Genomic DNA, 17180 nt, shown 5'->3' with positions numbered 1-17180 from the left:
GACCTAGCGCCGAATGACCTTGGTGGGGCGTTTCGTGACGATCTCCACCGCGCCCAATCGGCCCGCATCGCCGTAGCGAAAGAAGGCGTCCCGCGGGGTCAGAACCCGGATGCTCTCGAGTTCATCGGGGTTCTGATTCAAGAGCATGGAGGCGACGTCCGACGGGAGCCCAGAGTACACATCACCGACGAAATCGCTGGTGCTCGGGGGAGCGTAGATCACGACACCATCCATCACCAACATGGATGGGCGGCATCCGGGTCCCAGGTCCTTGAGCTCTTGAATCGACGGGGTTCGGCGGGTCGACTGGATACAGAAGCTCATGCCGCTCCCATTTCCCCGCTGCCTGATCTGCAACCGCGGCGGCGCCTTCGCACGCATGACCTCAAGCACCCGATTCGTCCTCCCCGCCATCTCCTCGACGGCCTCGGGTCCGATGAAGTCTGACCCTCTTCCCATGGTCAGTGCCTCGATCTCCTCCGTCGGACGCACGTCGACTGCCACGCCGGACAGCGAGATCGGGCGGGGCGTAAGGTTGAGCGCGAGGACATCACCCAGAACGATCGGGGTCTGCGCCTCCAGCTTCGCGTACCCAAAATGGTACGTCGAGATGACCTGTTCACCGCGAGGAACCGCCTCGAAGAGGAAATACCCCATTGAGTCGGTGAGCGCCGCGAGGCCGAGTTCCGGGAATTGAACGATGACGCCCTGAACCGGGAGACCGTTCTCTGAGTCGAGAACCTCACCCTCCACTCGAACCTGGGCATGGGTGGGCGCAGCCAAGCCGGCGAGCAACACCGCACCCAACACACCAACAGTCGCTTTTCGAATCAAGGTCATCCCCCTGCCCTCCACACCTGCATCACCAATCATATCACACTGCGCGATGGAGCCTCAAAAGGAAAGCTCCGCCTTTCTATCGCACGATACGGGCTCGGCCGAGTGACAGAACAAAAAAACCGCCCCTTGGCCGAAGCCAAGGGGCGGTCAGTACTGCTACATGCCCCGAACTACATCGTGACGCACTTCGAGTTGGGCACATTGTCGTTGACCTGGCATTCCTGATCGGAGATCGGGAAGCAGGACGAGCGACGGGCAACCGTCGCCGAGTACACAATCCCACCACCGTTAAGATGGGGATGATCCCAACGATGGAGGTCCCAAAGACGGCGACCTTCAAGCCACATCGTCAGGTGGCGCTCACGATCGAGCACATCCCAACCGGTCATGGACGTCGCGCTGGCACCACCAAGAGTGCCGTCCTTCCCGAACGTTCCACCAGTGAGAGAACCAGCGGATGTCACCGCTGCGATCGCCGCGAGACCGTGGAACGCACGCACCTCGTTGATCTTGGATGTAAACACTCCGAGATCTCCGGTCAGCAGCGCGTTCTCAGCCTCGAGTAGCCGCATGTCCGTACCCTTCACGAGAGGGATGTCCGACCCCTTCTCAGGATACTTGTCCTGGCGGAAATGGATCGTTTCACCATCGGCACCGTTCGCCGACGGGCACGAACCAAGGCTGCAGTCCGTCCATGGTGTGCGGGGATCACCCTCGCCTACCGTACCGGCAAGCGTTCCCCACGCCGAAATCTCAGCACGACCATGGGTCTCGTTCCAGATCTGACTCTCTTCCCGACCTGAGTTCCCGGAGAAGACCGCGTAGTGAACGAAGTTCGTCGGTACCTGAGCAGCTTCACTCATCGCCGAAGACCAGTTTCCTAGCCCAACGTATGCCGACGCCAGCCCACCGTGGGCCGCGGTTACAATATCACCCGAACCGTTGGACATCGCGGCCTGCAAAGCCGGAATCGCGCGCTCGAAAGCGGCGGTTCGCGGAAGCGGCTGACCTGTATCGATCTCACCACCGGGGCCAGGTGCCTCGTCGGTGTACGGTTTGCTGAACACGACCTCGCAGAAGTTCTCACCGAACCAACGGTTCGCGAGACCGGCAAAGAGATAGGCTCGCGCCGTGCTCTCATTACCTGCGAAGGAAAAGCCCTCGATTGCTGCCATACGCTGCAATCCGCCCTCAGCTACCCAGCGCGCACGCTGCACGCTGTTCCAGAATCCGTCCGAATCCTCAGAATCGAACAGACCCCGGCGATAACGCCCGGTCGAAAAATACGAGCCCGAGCCCACCATCTCATCACTGAGAATGGCGGTTGTGAAGGCCATATTGTCATACCCAGCCGAGAAGTCAGAAGACATTCCCGTCACAAGTGCATTGACGCCCTTCACCGTGTTCAAATCCGCGTCGAGAATCCGACCCGGGTTCTTCACCTCGAAGAGGTTGTCGCTACAGCCGGCCATTCCGAACGTCGCCACAAGGGCTACGAGCGGGAGCCAGCGCTTTTTCATGGAATTCATGATTTCTCCTGGCTATTAAAAGTCAATTTTGACCGACAGCTGGAAGCTGCGAATTGGCGGGAGGTTGTAGTACTCCTGCCGGAAAAGCACCTCGAGCGAACCGTCTTCAAACGCCTCAGGGTCAACGCCCTCATAGTCCGTCTTCGTGAAGAGGTTGCGGCCCTGGAGACGCACCGTAGCACCACGAATGCTCGACGGCAGCATGCCATCGGGCACACGGTAGCTCAGCGAGGCTGAGCGGATCTTGAAGAAGTCCGCCGGCTGCGTCCACATGCCGTAGCGCGTGTTGCTACGCAGACAGAGAGCGCGCTCACCAGCCGTCATTGCAGCCACGTTACCAGCCGCTTCAGCTTCGACCGTGGACCGGCACAGCGGCCACACGCGACGACGCGCGTTCTGGTATGCAGTACCGGAGGACAGCACGTGGCCGCCCATGCCCTCGCCGAGCACGTCCAGCGTCAGACGTGAAGCGATCGTGATCGAGGTGTTGATGCCGAACGTGTGCGCCGGCGTTGTCGCGCCTAGGCACTGCTCTTTGAACACCGGAGCCCCAACCACGTCCGGGTTCTGCACACGATCGTGGCAGAACGCCGGCAGCGGGAAAGTGACCATCTCACCGGGCGTACAACCCTGCCCGATGAAGCCGGAACCGTCCCAGTCGGCACCGTTCGCGAGTTCCGCCGTGCACTCGATCGGCGCACGGATGTAGTTCCGCCACCCAACGTTGATGCTCTCGAGACCACCGAGATCAACAACACCAGACTTGTTGGTGGAGTACTGTCCACCGAGGTCCCAAGAGAAGTTGTCCCCAGCGACCAGAGTCGCGTTCACGAAGATCTCGTGGCCGCTGTTGGTGACCTTACCCACGTTTTCGAGCTGCGTACCGACGAAACCACCCGACGGCAGCTGGCGGACGCCAACGAGCGCGTCGGACGTCGTCTGATCGTAGTACGTGTATTCGAACTGCACACGATCGTTGAACGTCGAACCCTCGAAACCGAACTCCCACTCGAGCGTGCGCTCGGGGCCGAGGTCCGGGTTACCAAGGTTGTCCGGCGAAACGCCAGGCTGGCCGTTATCACCAGCGACCGACGACCACGTGCGAGCGGCGTCGAAGAGGCCCGGCGCCTTGCCGGACTCACCGATGGCTGCACGCAGCTTGAGCATCCCGAAGTTTTCCGGGAAGAAGCCTTCGTCGGAAATGACGTAGGCGGCGGACGCCTTCGGGTACGGCTCGAGGCCGAAGTCCGAACCGAACGCCGAGTGACCGTCAACACGCAGACCGGCCGTCAGGAACAGCTTGTCCCCGAGACCGAACTGCTGCTGTACGAAGAACCCACCGCTCGTGACCGTCGAGTTGTACTCGTAAGCCTCGGTGACGGCGCCCGACTCCAGAACCTTATCACCGGGGCCGGCAAAACCCTCACCGAAACCGTTGATACCAGAGCTGAAGTCGTTGTACAGCTGGGCACCCCACGATAACGAGGACGCGGCACCGAAGAGGTCCGCTTCCCACGTACCTGCGTAGTCGAGTGTCATCTTACGGAAGGTGCGGTCATCGACCTCACGCTCTCCCTGGGGCCGATAGAAGAAACCCCATGGGCGATCTTCGCGGTACGTGTTCCGCGTCCAGTCGATACCCGCGTTCAGGCGGTGGCTCATCCCGTTACCCGGGTTGAAGAGCATGTTCACGCCCGTCACGAAGTGATCGTTCAGCTGATTAAGGCCCATTGTGAGCGTCTTACCATCGGTGTCGTTCGTGTAGTCCGAACCACCGCGGAAGACGTTCAGGAGGAGACCTTCGGCATTGTTGCCGTCAGGCGCCCAGTCGATGTTCTTGTGGCTGTAGAACGTGTTGAAGCGAATGTCCAACTCGTCCATCGGAGAGAAGGAGAAGTTCCCGCGAAGGCTCCACGTGTTCGCACCCTGGGCAGGGTTCGTGTAGCCAGCAGCCTCACCACAGCTCTTCGCGCCCGTGCCGTCAGTGCCACAAGCGTCGGGATTGAAAATACCGCGCTCGTCGCCCCAGGCTGCCGACATGAAGTAGTTCATGCGTTCGGCGCCACCACGAACGGAGAGGTTGTAGTTATGTGAGTATCCGTTCTTGAGCCACGAGCCAGAGGCCGGGCAAGAAACGTCGGCCGGGAACATCGCGTCCCCACCGTTCTCGGTGTAGTTGCAGTTGTTCAATCCAAGACCGGTCGGGTTTACGTCGGCATCCGGACCAATGTGCCCCAAGGTGTTGATGCCCTGATCCATGCTGAGCGTCCAAGCCGGCGCACCTGCCGAGCCACGCTTCGTGAAGATCTGGATCACACCACCCGCAGCCTCGGTGCCGTAAAGCGTCGTGGCCGCAGCACCCTTGATGACTTCGATACGCTCGATGTCGTCAGGGTTGATGTCGTCTATCGGGTTCGAGCCCTGGTTGGCCTCGTCCGAGTTGAACAGCGCCGACGCACGCATACGAATCCCGTCAATGTAGACGAGCGGCGAGTTGCCCTGGGAGATCGAGTTGTTACCGCGCAGCTTGATCGTGCTACCGGCGCCAACCTGCCCACCGTTGCTCAGCACGGTCGCGCCAGTGGCACGGCCCTGAAGAATGTCGGCAACGTTGGAAATCGGCGCTGCCTCGATCTGAGCTTCGTTGATCTGAGAGATCGAGTTACCAACCTCGCGCCGGCGTGCTGCGCCGGCCGTACCTGTAACGACAACACCGTCAAGGCTGATCGCCTCGGAGCGGAGTCGAGCGTCAGCAGCTGCCGTCTGACCGGCAGCCACGGTGACTTCAACTGATTCCGAGCCGTATCCGATGTACTGGACCTGCACGGAGTGTGTACCTGCTGGAACGTTCAGCAGGAGATACCGACCCACGTTGTTGGCCAGTGCGCCAATGTTCAGTGCTGGGATACTAACCTGGGCACCCGCGATGGGCTGCCCGCTGGTAGCGTTCCGCACTGTACCCGTAACCGTGCCGGTCTGCGCTTGGGCCGGAACCCAAGCAAGCATGACCATAAATGCACCAGTGACGAATGAGCGCATGGCCGAACGGAGGATCCCTTTGCGGACATCGCTTCGGGACATGTTGCCTCCTTACCATGAAATGACACAATAGCCCGTCGCGGACATCGCAACGGGCGGCTCCTTCTAGAGCGGCCATAAACTAGAATAGTTCGTACCATCTATGCAAGGAAAATTCTTGATAGCCTTGGCTGCCCCTCAGGTACGGCTTGACCGGATAATCCTTTCACCTGGATCTCCGTTGATAGACTGATATACTGCGACCACCCGTTCTTCCCGGGCGAGGCACAATATGAAGACCTCCTCCCGAAGCTCCCTTCCGGGGGTTCCAACGGAGGCCATCACGGCCAGATTCCTGGCAGAACGAAGTGACTTCGACCACAAACTGAGAGGGATCATGCTCTTCTACGCTCACTCCGGCCTACGCTACTTGGTACTTCTGTCCGGGATCATGGCTGTTGGGTATGCCGCATATGGAGCTGCAAAGGGGATCCCCTACGACAAAAAGATGCGCATTCTAGCATCGGCATTCGCGGGGACGGTGGACCTCAACGTGCTGCTGGGCATCGCATTGATCATGACGCGGCCCTTCTACGCACAACTGGGCGGACACATCGCGATGATGCTTCCGGCAGCGATCGTGGCCCACATCGTCCCTGCGGTCATGAAACGGCGTCCCATGAATGAGCGGACTTACATGCCGCACATCGTGGCAACCGTCGTGGCGCTCGGCCTCGTGGCGGCAGGCATCATGGCGATTGGTCGCCCAATCGTAGGGTAGCCCCTAGCGACCGAACCCGAAGCTGAACGGGATTCTGAAGCCGAAGAACGGCACCCGAGTTTCGTCGATCCCGGCCCCGTCCCCGACCCGGCTGTTGCCATTCCCCTGGAAGCCCTTCACCGCAATGGCCGCTACTGCTCCCACGATTACTAACGACCCGATGAAGTTTTTCTTCGTGTCAGCAACGCCGACATGGGCCCCTAGAATCGAGCGACGATGGATCGAGACCTGAGTGAACGCGGCAGGCGTCCGGAGCACGATCGCTATGGAGTCTGTATCAACATTCACCACTCGTCCGGTAATCGAACGGTTCTCCGGGTCGACGAAGGTGATGAGTTCATTCACCTGTTCAGCATCGAGTTCCAACCGGACTTTGTCCTGGGGGCTCACCTGAGACACGTCGGTGGCGACATAGGAAACGCACGCCGTCGAGAGGACAGTCAGAACGAGCAGTAGCGAACGCAGCTTTGTCATCATTGTCGGTCTTCTGAGTTGAGGACCTACGCAACAAACGACTGAGGCCCACGATTTGTGTCCGGCGTCATGTCCCATCCGATCTACGCCTTCGGAGACTACCTGTTACGACGCTTCGCAAGCCGTAGCAAGCACACATCAATGTGTCGGGTGAATCAAGTCTAATCCAGACGCCTGTATGATCTCCCACGCTTCACTAGCTTCTCCCCATGAAGACCCCTTCAACACTCACCGCCCTCGAAGAGCTGGAAACCGCGGTTCATTCCCCCGGCCCCAGCGACCTCGGCTTGGTAATGGGCGGTGGCGGCGCACGCGCGGCCTACCAAGTCGGATTCCTGCGCCAGGTCGCACGCCAGTTTCCCGAGTTGACGATTCCGTACATCACCGGCGTCTCCGCAGGCGCCATCAACGCGGCGCTCCTCGCGTCTCACCACGGCTCATTCATCCAAGCAGTCGGCGAGCTGAGCCAACTCTGGGGCCGCCTCACAGTCGAAGACGTCTTCAAGGTCGACACCCGTTCGTTGAGCATGAACGGATTGCGTTGGCTCAAGCAACTCGCCTCGGGTGGCCTGGGCGGTCCGCCCCGGGTCCGAGGACTGGTCGACACCGCGCCGCTCCGCCGTTACCTGACAGAAGTTCTACATGCTGTAGACGGAGAATTGACCGGAATCCAGTATAACCTGGAGAGGGGCCGGCTCAAGGCCCTCGCGATTAGCACCTCGAGTTATTCGACGGGTCAGTCCGTCACATGGGTTCAGGGCAGTGACATCCGTGAGTGGGAGCGCCCGGAGCGCAAGGCACGATCAACGGTCATATCTGTCGATCACATCATGGCCTCGTCTGCCCTACCCCTCCTCTTTCCAGCTGTGCAGCTCGGTGAGGGGTGGTACGGAGACGGAGGGGTGAGACTCACCGCACCGCTCTCGCCAGCCCTGCACCTCGGTGCGAGGAAGATCATGGCGATCTCTACGCGCTACGATCGCAGTGCGACAGAAGCGGAAGAGCCCACCATCCAGGGATACCCGCCACCGGCACAGGTAATGGGGGTCCTCATGAACTCGATTTTCCTCGACTTACTCGACACGGATGCAGTCAGGCTCGAGCGACTCAACCAGCTCCTCTCCGGCCTACCGCCTGAGCGCCGAGCGGGGTTCAATCCCGTCAAATTGCTGACACTTCGACCGTCGGTAGACCTGGGGAAACTCGCCTACGAATACGAACCAAAACTTCCAAAGGCGTTTCGGTTTTTCACGAGAGGTCTCGGAACACAACAAACGCGGAGCCCGGATTTCCTCAGCTTCGTCCTCTTTCAGCCCGACTACCTAATGAAGCTCATGGAAGTCGGTGAGACAGACGCAGCGGCGAGAGCGGACGACATCGCAGAATTCCTGCGTGACAACGAGTGAATCTCGGAGCGTCACATCGCGAGCCGGGTATTAAATTTACCCCGGTCGTCCCGGCGCAGCCGACGGACGCATCGATGGTCTTCACGCACGCAGGATGAGACATGGCTGACGATAAAAACCTCGCGACCGAACTCGAGGCTAGGGAGGTCGCAGAGCAAGCCCGAGAGCAAGAATGGGAACAGCGCAGTTTCGCCCGCTCTCTCTTTGAAGGACGCCTCGACCTTGGGCTCGTCCATCCTCATCCGAGATCTGATCCGGAAGAACAGGAACGAGCAGCTCCCTTCCTAACCGCGATCGAGGACTTCGCACGCGACAACATCGACGGCGACCAAATCGACCGCGACGGCTGGGTCCCCCAGGAAGTCCTCGATGGGTTGGCCGACCTCGGTGCATTCGGAATCAAGATTCCGCGCAAGTACGGCGGGCTGGAATTGTCGCAGCTGTCCTACAACCGTGCCCTCGCGATCGTCGCTTCACGGTGTGGCTCGACCGGCGCTTTCTTGTCCGCCCACCAGAGCATTGGTGTACCGGGCCCCCTGTTAAAGTTCGGAACCGACGAGCAGAAGGACCGCTATCTGCCCCGGCTGGCTAAGGGATCCCTTTCGGCGTTTGCGCTGACCGAAGCGGACGTAGGCTCCGATCCTGCGAACATGGGCACTACAGCCGTTCTCTCCGAAGACGGATCTCATTGGGTCCTGAACGGCGAGAAATTGTGGACCACAAACGGCCCGCGCGCGGACATCATTGTTGTCATGGCGAGCACGCCGGCAGCACCGGGCAAGAGCCGACGGCCCATCACTGCGTTCATCGTCGAGACCGAGTGGGAGGGCGTTGAGACCATCCATGAATGTTCGTTCATGGGTCTCAAAGGGCTGTCCAACGGGGTGCTCAAATTCACGAATGTGAAAATCCCGCGAGAGAATCTTCTTTGGGGTGAAGGCAAGGGCCTGAAGCTCGCCCTCATCACACTCAACACGGGGCGGCTCGCCCTCCCCGCCTTCTGCGCAGCAGCGGGGAAAGCTTCGCTCGAGATGTGTCGCGACTGGGCAGGCTCGCGAGTGCAGTGGGGGCGCCCGGTTGGAAGACACGATGCGCTCGCCCAGATGCTGGCGAAGATGTCGGCCGACACGTTCGCGATGGAAGCCGTCGTCGAGCTGACTTCGGGGATGGCGGACGCGAAGACCTTCGACATTCGGCTTGAGGCCGCGATCGCGAAGATGTGGGCTACCGAGACAGGGTGGGATCTCATCAACGACGCGCTCCAGGTGCGGGGGGGCAGAGGCTACGAAACGCACGAATCGCTCCTGTCTCGCGGCGACACGCCCTACCCGATTGAGCGGCATGTCAGGGACATGCGTATCAACACGATCTTCGAGGGGTCCTCGGAGATCATGCGGCTCTTCATTGCCCGGGAAGCCGTGGACACACATCTGAGCATCGCGGGCGATCTCGTGAACCCGAAGGCGTCCCTTGGCGCGAAGTTTAAAACACTGTTCAAAGCCGGCGCTCACTACGCCTGGTGGTATCCCACGCGGTTCTTCGGCTGGAGCCTGTGGCCTCGATACAGAGAATTCGGCTCCCTCGCGCACCACCTTAGATTCGTCAGCCGGACGTCCCGCCGGCTGGCCCGATCGACGTTCCACGCGATAGTCCGGTTGGGGCCAGCGTTGGAGCAACGTCAGGCAGTGCTCGGTCGGATCGTGGACGTGGGCGCGGAGCTGTTCGTCATGACCGCCTGCGTGGTACGTGCCCACTACCTTGCCGAGCGCGGCACCGACGAACGCGGAGCGACGGCGTTGGCAGACCTGTACTGCCGGCAAGCGCGTCGCCGCATCGGAGACCGTTTCGATGTACTCTTCAACAATGATGACCGTGCCGCCTATGGAATCGCCGAACGTCTACTAGACGGCGAATTCGAATGGCTGGAGGCTGGCATCGTCTCTCTCGAGACATACCGCCAGCAGTTGGAGGCAAGCGTCGCTGCCCAAACGCAGACCGACAAGACGAAAGACCAAGAACCCGCGCACGCGAAATGACAGACATGCTACATAGGCGTGCGTTCACCGTTTCGGTGGTCTGGACGCTCTTCTTGCTCTACTTGGGCAGTGTGGTACATGCGACCGAATCCAGCTTAGCCTGCCCCGACTGGCCTACGTGCTACGGCACGATGCTCCCGGAAATGTCGGGAGGGATCTTCTGGGAGCACCTGCACCGCCTCGTAGCGGGTGGCCTCCTGATGATGTTCGGCCTCGCAACATGGCTGGCCAGAAAAGAAACCAAAGACCGACCCTGGATCTTCAAGGCGTGCCTGGGCGGTATGGCACTGCTGTTGATCCAGTCCGTGTTCGGGGGCCTCACGGTGCTCTATCAGCTCCCCGACTTGGTCTCCACAACGCACCTCGCGTTGGCACTTCTCTTTCTGATCCTGGCCACGCTTCTCGCCTCTAGCACGAGTTGGTCCACGTCCGTGGGCCCAGCGTCCAGAGAACTCGCGGACCGAGGCACCGGATACGCGACTATGGCCGTAGTCCTCGTCTTCGCGCAGTCCGTCCTGGGAGGACTCGTGCGACACATGGACGCCGGAATGGCATGTCCGGATGCCCCGTTCTGTCTCGGACAGGTAGTACCCCCGCTCATCAACGCGCCCATCATGATCCACTTCGGGCATAGAGTCGTCGGGATTCTCGCGCTGATTACGGTCATCGGCCTCGCGGTGTGGGCGGCCCGAAACGCCTTGCCCGCCGCGGTTCGGACGTGGACCGTGCTCGCAGGTGGACTCGCCGTGACCCAGGTCGCGCTCGGATTCCTGTCCGTCCTGACCGTGCTCGCTGTCGTCCCGGTGTCGCTCCACACACTTGTTGCTGCTTTGTTGATCGCCGCGCTGGTACATGTGGCTGTACTCTCACGAAGTTCGGGAACGAAAACGACCGAACCAACAGGAACCTGATACCAAATGGATCGCACCCAGATCGGAGACGTGCTCGCACTCATCAACGCGAGCCTTAACGCGACGAGCGCCGTCGCGTTGTTTACGGGCTTTTATTACATCCGCAAACGCCAACTGCACCAGCACCGCCGGGCGATGATCATCGCCCTCTCCGCGTCTGGCCTATTCCTGATCTTCTATGTGACGCGTGTCACCATCACGGGCACGCACGAGTTCGCCGGCGCAGGAACCGCGAAGACGGCCTACCTCACGATCTTGTTTACGCACATAGTCTTGGCCGTGCTGCTCGTGCCGCTTGCGATCCGGCTCGTCTACCTAGTGCGCAAGAAACGCTTCCGTGCGCACAGCAGACTCGCACGATGGGCTTTCCCGATCTGGGCCTACGTCTCCGTAACCGGCCTTACCGTTTACCTGCTTCTCTATCAGATCTACGGGTACAAGTGACGGAGCCTGCCCGGACATGACCGGCGCAGCGTCCAAGAACGGACGTTGGCTCGGATATGCAGAGGCGGTCGCAGCGGCATGCCTCTGGGGGTCGTCCGGGATCTTCGCGGTGCACTTGTTTCGGCTCGGCGTGCCCCCAGAGAGTGTGGCCATCCTCCGTCCGGTAGTGGGCACCTTGGTCCTTCTCTTAGCATTCGGCATCTCTCGTCCGGCGGCGTTACGTGTGGACCTGAGAGGCTTTCTCGTCCTGGGTGTGGGAGGGGGAGTAGCGGTCGGTGTGTTTCAGTTGGCCTACCAACTGTCGACCGCGACGGTCGGCGTTCCCACGACGGTCGCCCTGTTGTACCTGGCCCCCGCTGTGGTGATCGCCGCGTCCGGACCATTACTCGGCGAATGGCCCACGCGAGCCCGGGTCGGATTGGTGGGCGTCACCCTTGTGGGGGTCTGGCTCTCGGTTTCGGGAGCCAGAGCCATTCCTTCCGAATTCGGCCCAGCAGGCTTGGTGTGGGGCGTGCTCGCAGGGCTCAGCTACGCCACGTACACCTTGTTCGGGAGATTCGCCGCCCCTCGCTACGGCCCGACCGCCACAGTCACGTACAGCACGTTGGGCGCCTGTGTCGTCCTGTTCTTCGCACTTCCACAATTCGGGGCCGACGTCGTACTTCCCGCTTCGCCGAAGGCGTGGGGGATTCTCGTCGCCTTCGGCGTGCTGACAATAGCACTCGCCCAGTTCCTGTTTTTCGATGCACTGGGTCGAATCGAGGCGAGTCGTGCGTCGCTGGCGACCGCTATTGAACCGGTCGTTGCCGCTCTCCTGGCGACGCTCCTACTTAGCCAAGGCCTCAATCCATTGGGCTGGGCAGGAATCGCCTTGGTCGTTGCTGGCGTTGTCGGCGTGGGGCTGTCCGCGCCGGATTCCGACTAGAGCGTCGGGAACGAAACCTCGACCTCGGCGCCACCACCGGGCACGTTACGCAGTGCGATCCGCCCGCCCATACCTTCGACGAGTCCTCGAGCATGCGGAAGGCCTAGTCCTAGTCCTTCCGACGACGTCGAGTAGAAAGGATCGAACGCACGCTTGAAGGCCTCTTCAGAGAAGCCTTCGCCCCCGTCCCGAATCAAAACGGTCGCGCGCCCATCTGTTCCTGCGATCGCCACCTCGATCGTGGCCCCACCGCCGAATCGCTCAGCGTTGTGCATGAGCAGGTACACTGCGTCCATGAGCACGTTGTGATTCACCGATGCCCGGACAGGAGAAGATCCAACTTCGAGGCGCAGACCGATGTTGTGATCTGCTGCGAACTCCTTCGCGACCTGGGTAACCAGAGGCACGAGGTCGGCCCCTTGTCTCTCCGATGGCGCCTCTTCCAAGAAGAAGTCGATATCTGAAAGCGCTCCGAGCGCCTGATCCATGCGCGCCCTCAACTCCCGGACCGGAGGGCGTGCAGGCCCTACATCCAGGGGCTCCCGCACGCGCGAGTCCAGGTATGAACTGACACGACCAATGGCCTCTCGAAGAGCGACCTGGCGTTCGGCTTCACCCGCCGCGCGGATTCGCGAGTCGACGTCAGACCCACCAAGGCTCTTGGTCGAACCCGACCGCCCTCGGCCGAAGACTAGGGCTCCGACTACGAACCCGATGGCGATTCCAATGCCGATACCGATTTCCATACAGTGCGCGCTTCGTGTAGAGGTCTCAAATCCGGCACCTGCCGGGGAGGGATGTTCGCACAGTTGAGGGGGGCGGGGCAACAACACCATTGCGGCCCATGCCAGAGTCCCCCATGCTCGCCCCGTGCACAGACTTCTTCCGGTGCGACGCCTTCTGGAGGCTAGCTCCGACCCTGGCAATCCCTCTGCGGAAGAGCTCGACGAGCTGTTTCACGAGATGCGGATGATCGCGGTCATCGGGATTTCACGAGATCCGATGAAGACCGCCCGCCGCGTACCGTCATATCTGGCAGCGAAAGGATACCACATCCTACCCGTCAATCCGCTCGCTGAGAGGATCTTGGGACGTGACGCGGTAAGCACTCTGGAAGACGTGAAAGAACCCGTGGATATGGTCCTGATCTTCCGGCCAACAGGACAGGCGGGGGTCTTCGTCGAACAGGCGGCCGACCGGAGGGAACAGCCCGCTATCTGGCTACAAGAAGACATCCACGCGAAACAGGAGATCTCGGCGGCAAGAGATGCGGGACTCGTCGCCGTACAAAACCTCTGCAGCTACAAGGTGCATCGGGAATTACAGGCAGCCGAGGGTGAACCTCTGGGTCCGCCGCAAAGCGTGCGGCGGTAAATCGCCGGTGGACGGGACGGCTACGCCCCCAACAGTTCCGCCAACATTTCCATGTGGCCCGCCGCCTTCACCTCACGCCAGACGTTCACCACAATCCCGTTTTCATCGATCAGAAATGTGCTCCGCTCGACCCCCTCGTAGGACACACCAAACGTCTTGCGCTTCCCCCAGACACCGTAGGCCTCGGCAACCTCATGCTCGGTGTCGGCGAGCAAGGGGAAGGTCAGGTCAAAGTTCTTCCTGAACTTGGCATGTGACTCCACCGAATCCGGTGACACGCCGAGGACGACGGCGTCCACGCCGTCGAAGCGAGGCATGGCATCCCGGAAGTCGCAAGCCTGGATCGTACAACCAGGTGTGTTGTCCTTCGGATAGAAGTAGAGAACGACCTTCTTTCCTAGGAGCTTGGCCAGTGTGACGGGCTCACCCAAATCGGTCTCGAGTGTGAAGTCAGGAGCTGGCGTACCGATCTCGATCATGAATCTTCCCCGATCTCGTCAATGGATCCGACCGACTCGTTGTCGGCTTGGGCCCTCTGGGCCTCCATGGGCTCCTCGACGATCGAGGCCTCCCATCGGCACTGAGGGTCACCTCTGCCTTGGCACAATGAATGGTGCACCTCGGCGACCCCACCCGTGGTCCGCTCGAGAATCTCCTGACAGAAGCCGGACATGAAGTGGCACGCTTCCCCGCCCGGATCACTCTCGACAAAAATCAACGAGCGCCCTTCGATGTAAAACGGGCCCCGACCGAACCCTCCCATCCGTCGACCAAAGAGCTTCTTCAGCCGTCGCCGTACCCGACTCCTCGCAACCGAATACTGGAATCGCCTAGGCAGCACACGGCTCCATCGCTTCGGCCTATCGTTCTCCGCGAGTAGGCGACCGGCACCGAAGAAGACCTCTTGACTATCGGGGCGACGGATCACGAGTCGGAATAGATCCTTGATCTCGCTATCCGTGAGCCGAACCTTCTTTCGTACGTCCTCGCGGTAGACTCGGATCTGGCGCTCGACCACGGCGCTGAGGCCGAGCCTGCGCGGCATGGTCTGCGCCGGGTCTTCGGACTCGAGAATCTCCAGCGGCACGTCTTGCTCGCGGATCACCTCAAGCACGCGGAGCGCTACGACGGCTTGGACTCTGCGTTGAGTGTCGGCGGGAGAGGAGTTGGACAACCTGTACTCGAACATTGGGGAGTAGGAGGCAACAATCTCACCCCCATGGGTCCCTGCTGCAACGCACTGCAAACAAAGGGAAAGCACGAATTTCTCAAACGTACCGATATGAGAGTGACACGCTTCGGGGCGCGAAGTATATAGGGGTCGACGCAGGCAGTCGGGTTTGACTGAAGGCGCTTTAGAGCGGGGCGAGTGTAAAGATGTTCTCACCGCCCCCTGGGGGACTGGTTCTTCGTGCCATGGAGACTCTTTGCCCCCCCGCTCTCTTTTTGCGAGTTCCCGGCTGTGGATCCCTACTGTTTCTCCTAGCTTCTTTCCCATGAAGCGATATCCCGCATTTGACCCGCCCGAGTACCTCACTTGGGAAGCCGACCCTGCGCTCGTAACAGCGTACAGGGAGCGATGTGCCGCAGACCCTGAGCGGCAAGCCATCGTCGACGCGCTGGCCCCCAACGACCTGGTCTCTTTATACCGTGACCTCCTGCGAACTCGACTCCACGACATCGGCCTGAAACGTTGGGTTCGGACTGGGGTCATTTCGAAGTCATGGCTCGGGACGGGCGAAGAGGCCGTTACCGTGGGATCCGTCCGGGCCCTGGATCCGGGCCGGGACGTCGTTTCTCCGATGATCCGGAATGCGGGGGCCCTTCACATGATGGGGATGCCGCTTTCCGACATGTTCCGCGGCTACCTGGCGACCTCGGATTCGCCCAGCCGCGGCCGGGATCTCCATATCGGAGACATGGCGAAGGGCATCATTCAGCCCATCAGTCACATGGGAACGAGTGTGACGATCGTCGCCGGCGTGGCTCTGGCCTTCCGCAACAGGGGTGAGGACCGGGTCGCAATGACATGGGTGGGCGATGGCGCCACAAAGACCGCGGCCTGTCATGAAGGGATGAACCTCGCAGCCGTCCAGAACCTGCCAGTCATCTTCGTGATCCAGAACAACCAGGTGGCCCTAGGCACGCGCGCAGATCAACACGGCGCGGGAGATCTGCACGCTTGGCCGGCGATGTACGGCATCGAAAGCTGGGTCTGCGACGGCAACAACCTGCTCGACGTCTATGCGGCGACTCGGGTCGCGGCAGATCGGTGCCGCTCCGGGCGAGGCCCTGCCGTGATCGTGGCAGACACGTTCCGAATGGGTGGCCACGCCACACATGATGAACGTGAAGCGCGTGACACCTTCCCGGCCGAACTCTTCGCCGAGTGGGGCAAGCGGGATCCTGTTGGGCTCTTCGAAGCTTACCTAATGGAGCGAGGGCTCGATCAGTCGGTCCTCGAGAAGGTTGAGGCCGAAACAACCGCCGAGATGAACCAGGCGGCTGAAGACGCATTGGAATCACGGGATAAGATTCCGCCGCCCGAACAGGCCCTCTACGACGGGTTCTCACAGGGCGGCGTGCTGCACGGGCTGGACGTTCGCCCAATTTAGGGTCCACCAAAAACGGTTGACACGTCCATTAAGTTGAAGTTCGACGCGGATAAGCCGCGGCGGGCGGTCTTGAACGCGATGCATGCTTCGGGCATCTTTCAAGACAATTGAGAATGATTCTCGACTAGCGAATTGCACTCTCGGGGTGAGGCTCACGTTGATCGTGGGCGGCCCCTTTTGATTTGACGATATAAATGGTCAACGCGAACCCGGAACAGCTGCCGCACTTTCTGCAGGCCACTCCCCTGGAGGACCTGTCGGACGAGCAGCTCGTAACGGCGCACCTTGAGGGGCGCCCAGGCGCATTTCAGCGCCTTTACGACCGCTATCGTGACCGGCTCATCCACTTCATAACACGAAAGACGGGCGACTCGGATCGTGCTCAAGATCTCGTCCAAGAAGCGTTCATTCGGGTAACGAGACATCTCCACCGTTTCGATACATCGAAGAAGTTCTCGACCTGGGTTTACACGATCGCGTCGAACCTGTCGAAGAACGAGTTGCGGAACCGCTCGCGGAGCCCCTTGGTCCTCTTCCAGAAGCTCACGGGCAACTGGGACGACGATCACCGTCCGCTCCAGTTCGAGGACTTTTCGATGCGTCCGGACGACTTGTATCGAAAGCGCTACCTGCAGCGCTTGGTCGAGGACACCGTGAAGACGCTCCCGGAACACCACCGTCTGGTCTTCCGACTGAGAGAACTCGAGGGTAAGAGCTACGAGGAGATCTCGGAGATCACCGGCGTCAACCTTGGCACAGTGAAGAGTCGGCTGCATCGTGCACGTAATTCGTTCGCACAACGCATCGAACCTTTCCTGAACTAGCTG

The 17180-nt window shown here is 60.7% G+C and carries 16 protein-coding genes; 9 read left to right on the top strand and 7 right to left on the bottom strand.

From position 1 onward, the window contains the following. Positions 1–3: 3 nt before the first annotated feature. The 3 genes from P8L30_15870 to P8L30_15860 form a co-directional block, all read right to left on the bottom strand. Positions 4–840, bottom strand: coding sequence for a carboxypeptidase-like regulatory domain-containing protein (locus P8L30_15870; protein MDG2241685.1), 837 nt, complete (start codon positions 838–840; stop codon positions 4–6). A 170-nt stretch (positions 841–1010) separates the two neighbouring features. Beyond that, on the bottom strand, positions 1011–2369 hold the full coding sequence (locus P8L30_15865; protein ID MDG2241684.1) for a RagB/SusD family nutrient uptake outer membrane protein: 1359 nt from the start codon (positions 2367–2369) through the stop codon (positions 1011–1013). Between the two features lie 15 nt (positions 2370–2384). Then, positions 2385–5450: a SusC/RagA family TonB-linked outer membrane protein gene (locus P8L30_15860; GenBank protein ID MDG2241683.1), complete on the bottom strand. Its 3066-nt coding sequence runs from the start codon at positions 5448–5450 to the stop codon at positions 2385–2387. 229 nt (positions 5451–5679) lie between these two features. Here P8L30_15860 and P8L30_15855 point away from each other — a divergent pair, with 229 nt between their 5' ends. Beyond that, the gene (locus P8L30_15855; protein ID MDG2241682.1) at positions 5680–6168 is read left to right on the top strand and encodes a hypothetical protein; all 489 of its coding nucleotides are present in this window, start codon (positions 5680–5682) and stop codon (positions 6166–6168) included. 3 nt (positions 6169–6171) lie between these two features. Here P8L30_15855 and P8L30_15850 read toward each other — a convergent pair whose 3' ends face one another. After that, positions 6172–6645, bottom strand: a complete 474-nt coding sequence (locus tag P8L30_15850; GenBank protein MDG2241681.1) for a hypothetical protein — start codon at positions 6643–6645, stop codon at positions 6172–6174. A 206-nt stretch (positions 6646–6851) separates the two neighbouring features. Here P8L30_15850 and P8L30_15845 point away from each other — a divergent pair, with 206 nt between their 5' ends. From P8L30_15845 to P8L30_15825, 5 genes are all read left to right on the top strand, one after another. After that, positions 6852–8048 carry a patatin-like phospholipase family protein gene (locus P8L30_15845; GenBank protein ID MDG2241680.1) on the top strand — a complete coding sequence of 399 codons (1197 nt, stop codon included), beginning with the start codon at positions 6852–6854 and terminating at the stop codon, positions 8046–8048. Between the two features lie 101 nt (positions 8049–8149). Beyond that, entirely contained in the window at positions 8150–10084 is a 1935-nt protein-coding gene (locus P8L30_15840) for an acyl-CoA dehydrogenase family protein (GenBank protein ID MDG2241679.1), read from the top strand. Further along, entirely contained in the window at positions 10081–10995 is a 915-nt protein-coding gene (locus P8L30_15835; GenBank protein MDG2241678.1) for a COX15/CtaA family protein, read from the top strand. Before P8L30_15840 ends, P8L30_15835 begins: the two co-directional genes overlap by 4 nt. A gap of 6 nt (positions 10996–11001) precedes the next feature. Beyond that, positions 11002–11439, top strand: a complete 438-nt coding sequence (locus P8L30_15830; GenBank protein ID MDG2241677.1) for a DUF420 domain-containing protein — start codon at positions 11002–11004, stop codon at positions 11437–11439. A gap of 16 nt (positions 11440–11455) precedes the next feature. After that, on the top strand, positions 11456–12364 hold the full coding sequence (locus P8L30_15825) for an EamA family transporter (GenBank protein ID MDG2241676.1): 909 nt from the start codon (positions 11456–11458) through the stop codon (positions 12362–12364). Here the strand turns inward: P8L30_15825 and P8L30_15820 are convergent. After that, complete coding sequence (locus tag P8L30_15820; protein ID MDG2241675.1) at positions 12361–13110, bottom strand: HAMP domain-containing sensor histidine kinase; 750 nt, start codon at positions 13108–13110, stop codon at positions 12361–12363. The two genes, P8L30_15825 and P8L30_15820, sit on opposite strands and share 4 nt — an antisense overlap. Positions 13111–13252: 142 nt before the next feature. Here P8L30_15820 and P8L30_15815 point away from each other — a divergent pair, with 142 nt between their 5' ends. Further along, positions 13253–13738: a CoA-binding protein gene (locus tag P8L30_15815; protein ID MDG2241674.1), complete on the top strand. Its 486-nt coding sequence runs from the start codon at positions 13253–13255 to the stop codon at positions 13736–13738. Between the two features lie 20 nt (positions 13739–13758). On the opposite strand, the gene bcp is transcribed toward P8L30_15815, so the two are convergent. Together bcp and P8L30_15805 are read right to left on the bottom strand one after the other, a co-directional pair. Then, positions 13759–14217 (bottom strand): thioredoxin-dependent thiol peroxidase, encoded by a 459-nt coding sequence (bcp, locus tag P8L30_15810; protein MDG2241673.1) that lies wholly within the window; start codon positions 14215–14217, stop codon positions 13759–13761. Continuing rightward, positions 14214–14912, bottom strand: a complete 699-nt coding sequence (locus P8L30_15805; protein MDG2241672.1) for a hypothetical protein — start codon at positions 14910–14912, stop codon at positions 14214–14216. The genes bcp and P8L30_15805 overlap by 4 nt, the downstream gene beginning before the upstream one ends. A gap of 322 nt (positions 14913–15234) precedes the next feature. On the opposite strand from P8L30_15805, the gene P8L30_15800 reads away from it, so the two are divergent. Then, positions 15235–16353 carry a thiamine pyrophosphate-dependent dehydrogenase E1 component subunit alpha gene (locus P8L30_15800; protein ID MDG2241671.1) on the top strand — a complete coding sequence of 373 codons (1119 nt, stop codon included), beginning with the start codon at positions 15235–15237 and terminating at the stop codon, positions 16351–16353. A 194-nt stretch (positions 16354–16547) separates the two neighbouring features. After that, complete coding sequence (locus P8L30_15795; GenBank protein MDG2241670.1) at positions 16548–17177, top strand: sigma-70 family RNA polymerase sigma factor; 630 nt, start codon at positions 16548–16550, stop codon at positions 17175–17177. Positions 17178–17180 lie beyond the last annotated feature (3 nt).

Source organism: Longimicrobiales bacterium, assembly GCA_029245345.1.
In the GTDB taxonomy this organism is placed as follows: Bacteria; Gemmatimonadota; Gemmatimonadetes; order Longimicrobiales; family Gaopeijiaceae; genus CALFPJ01.
This window is presented reverse-complemented; position numbering and strand designations above follow the sequence as displayed.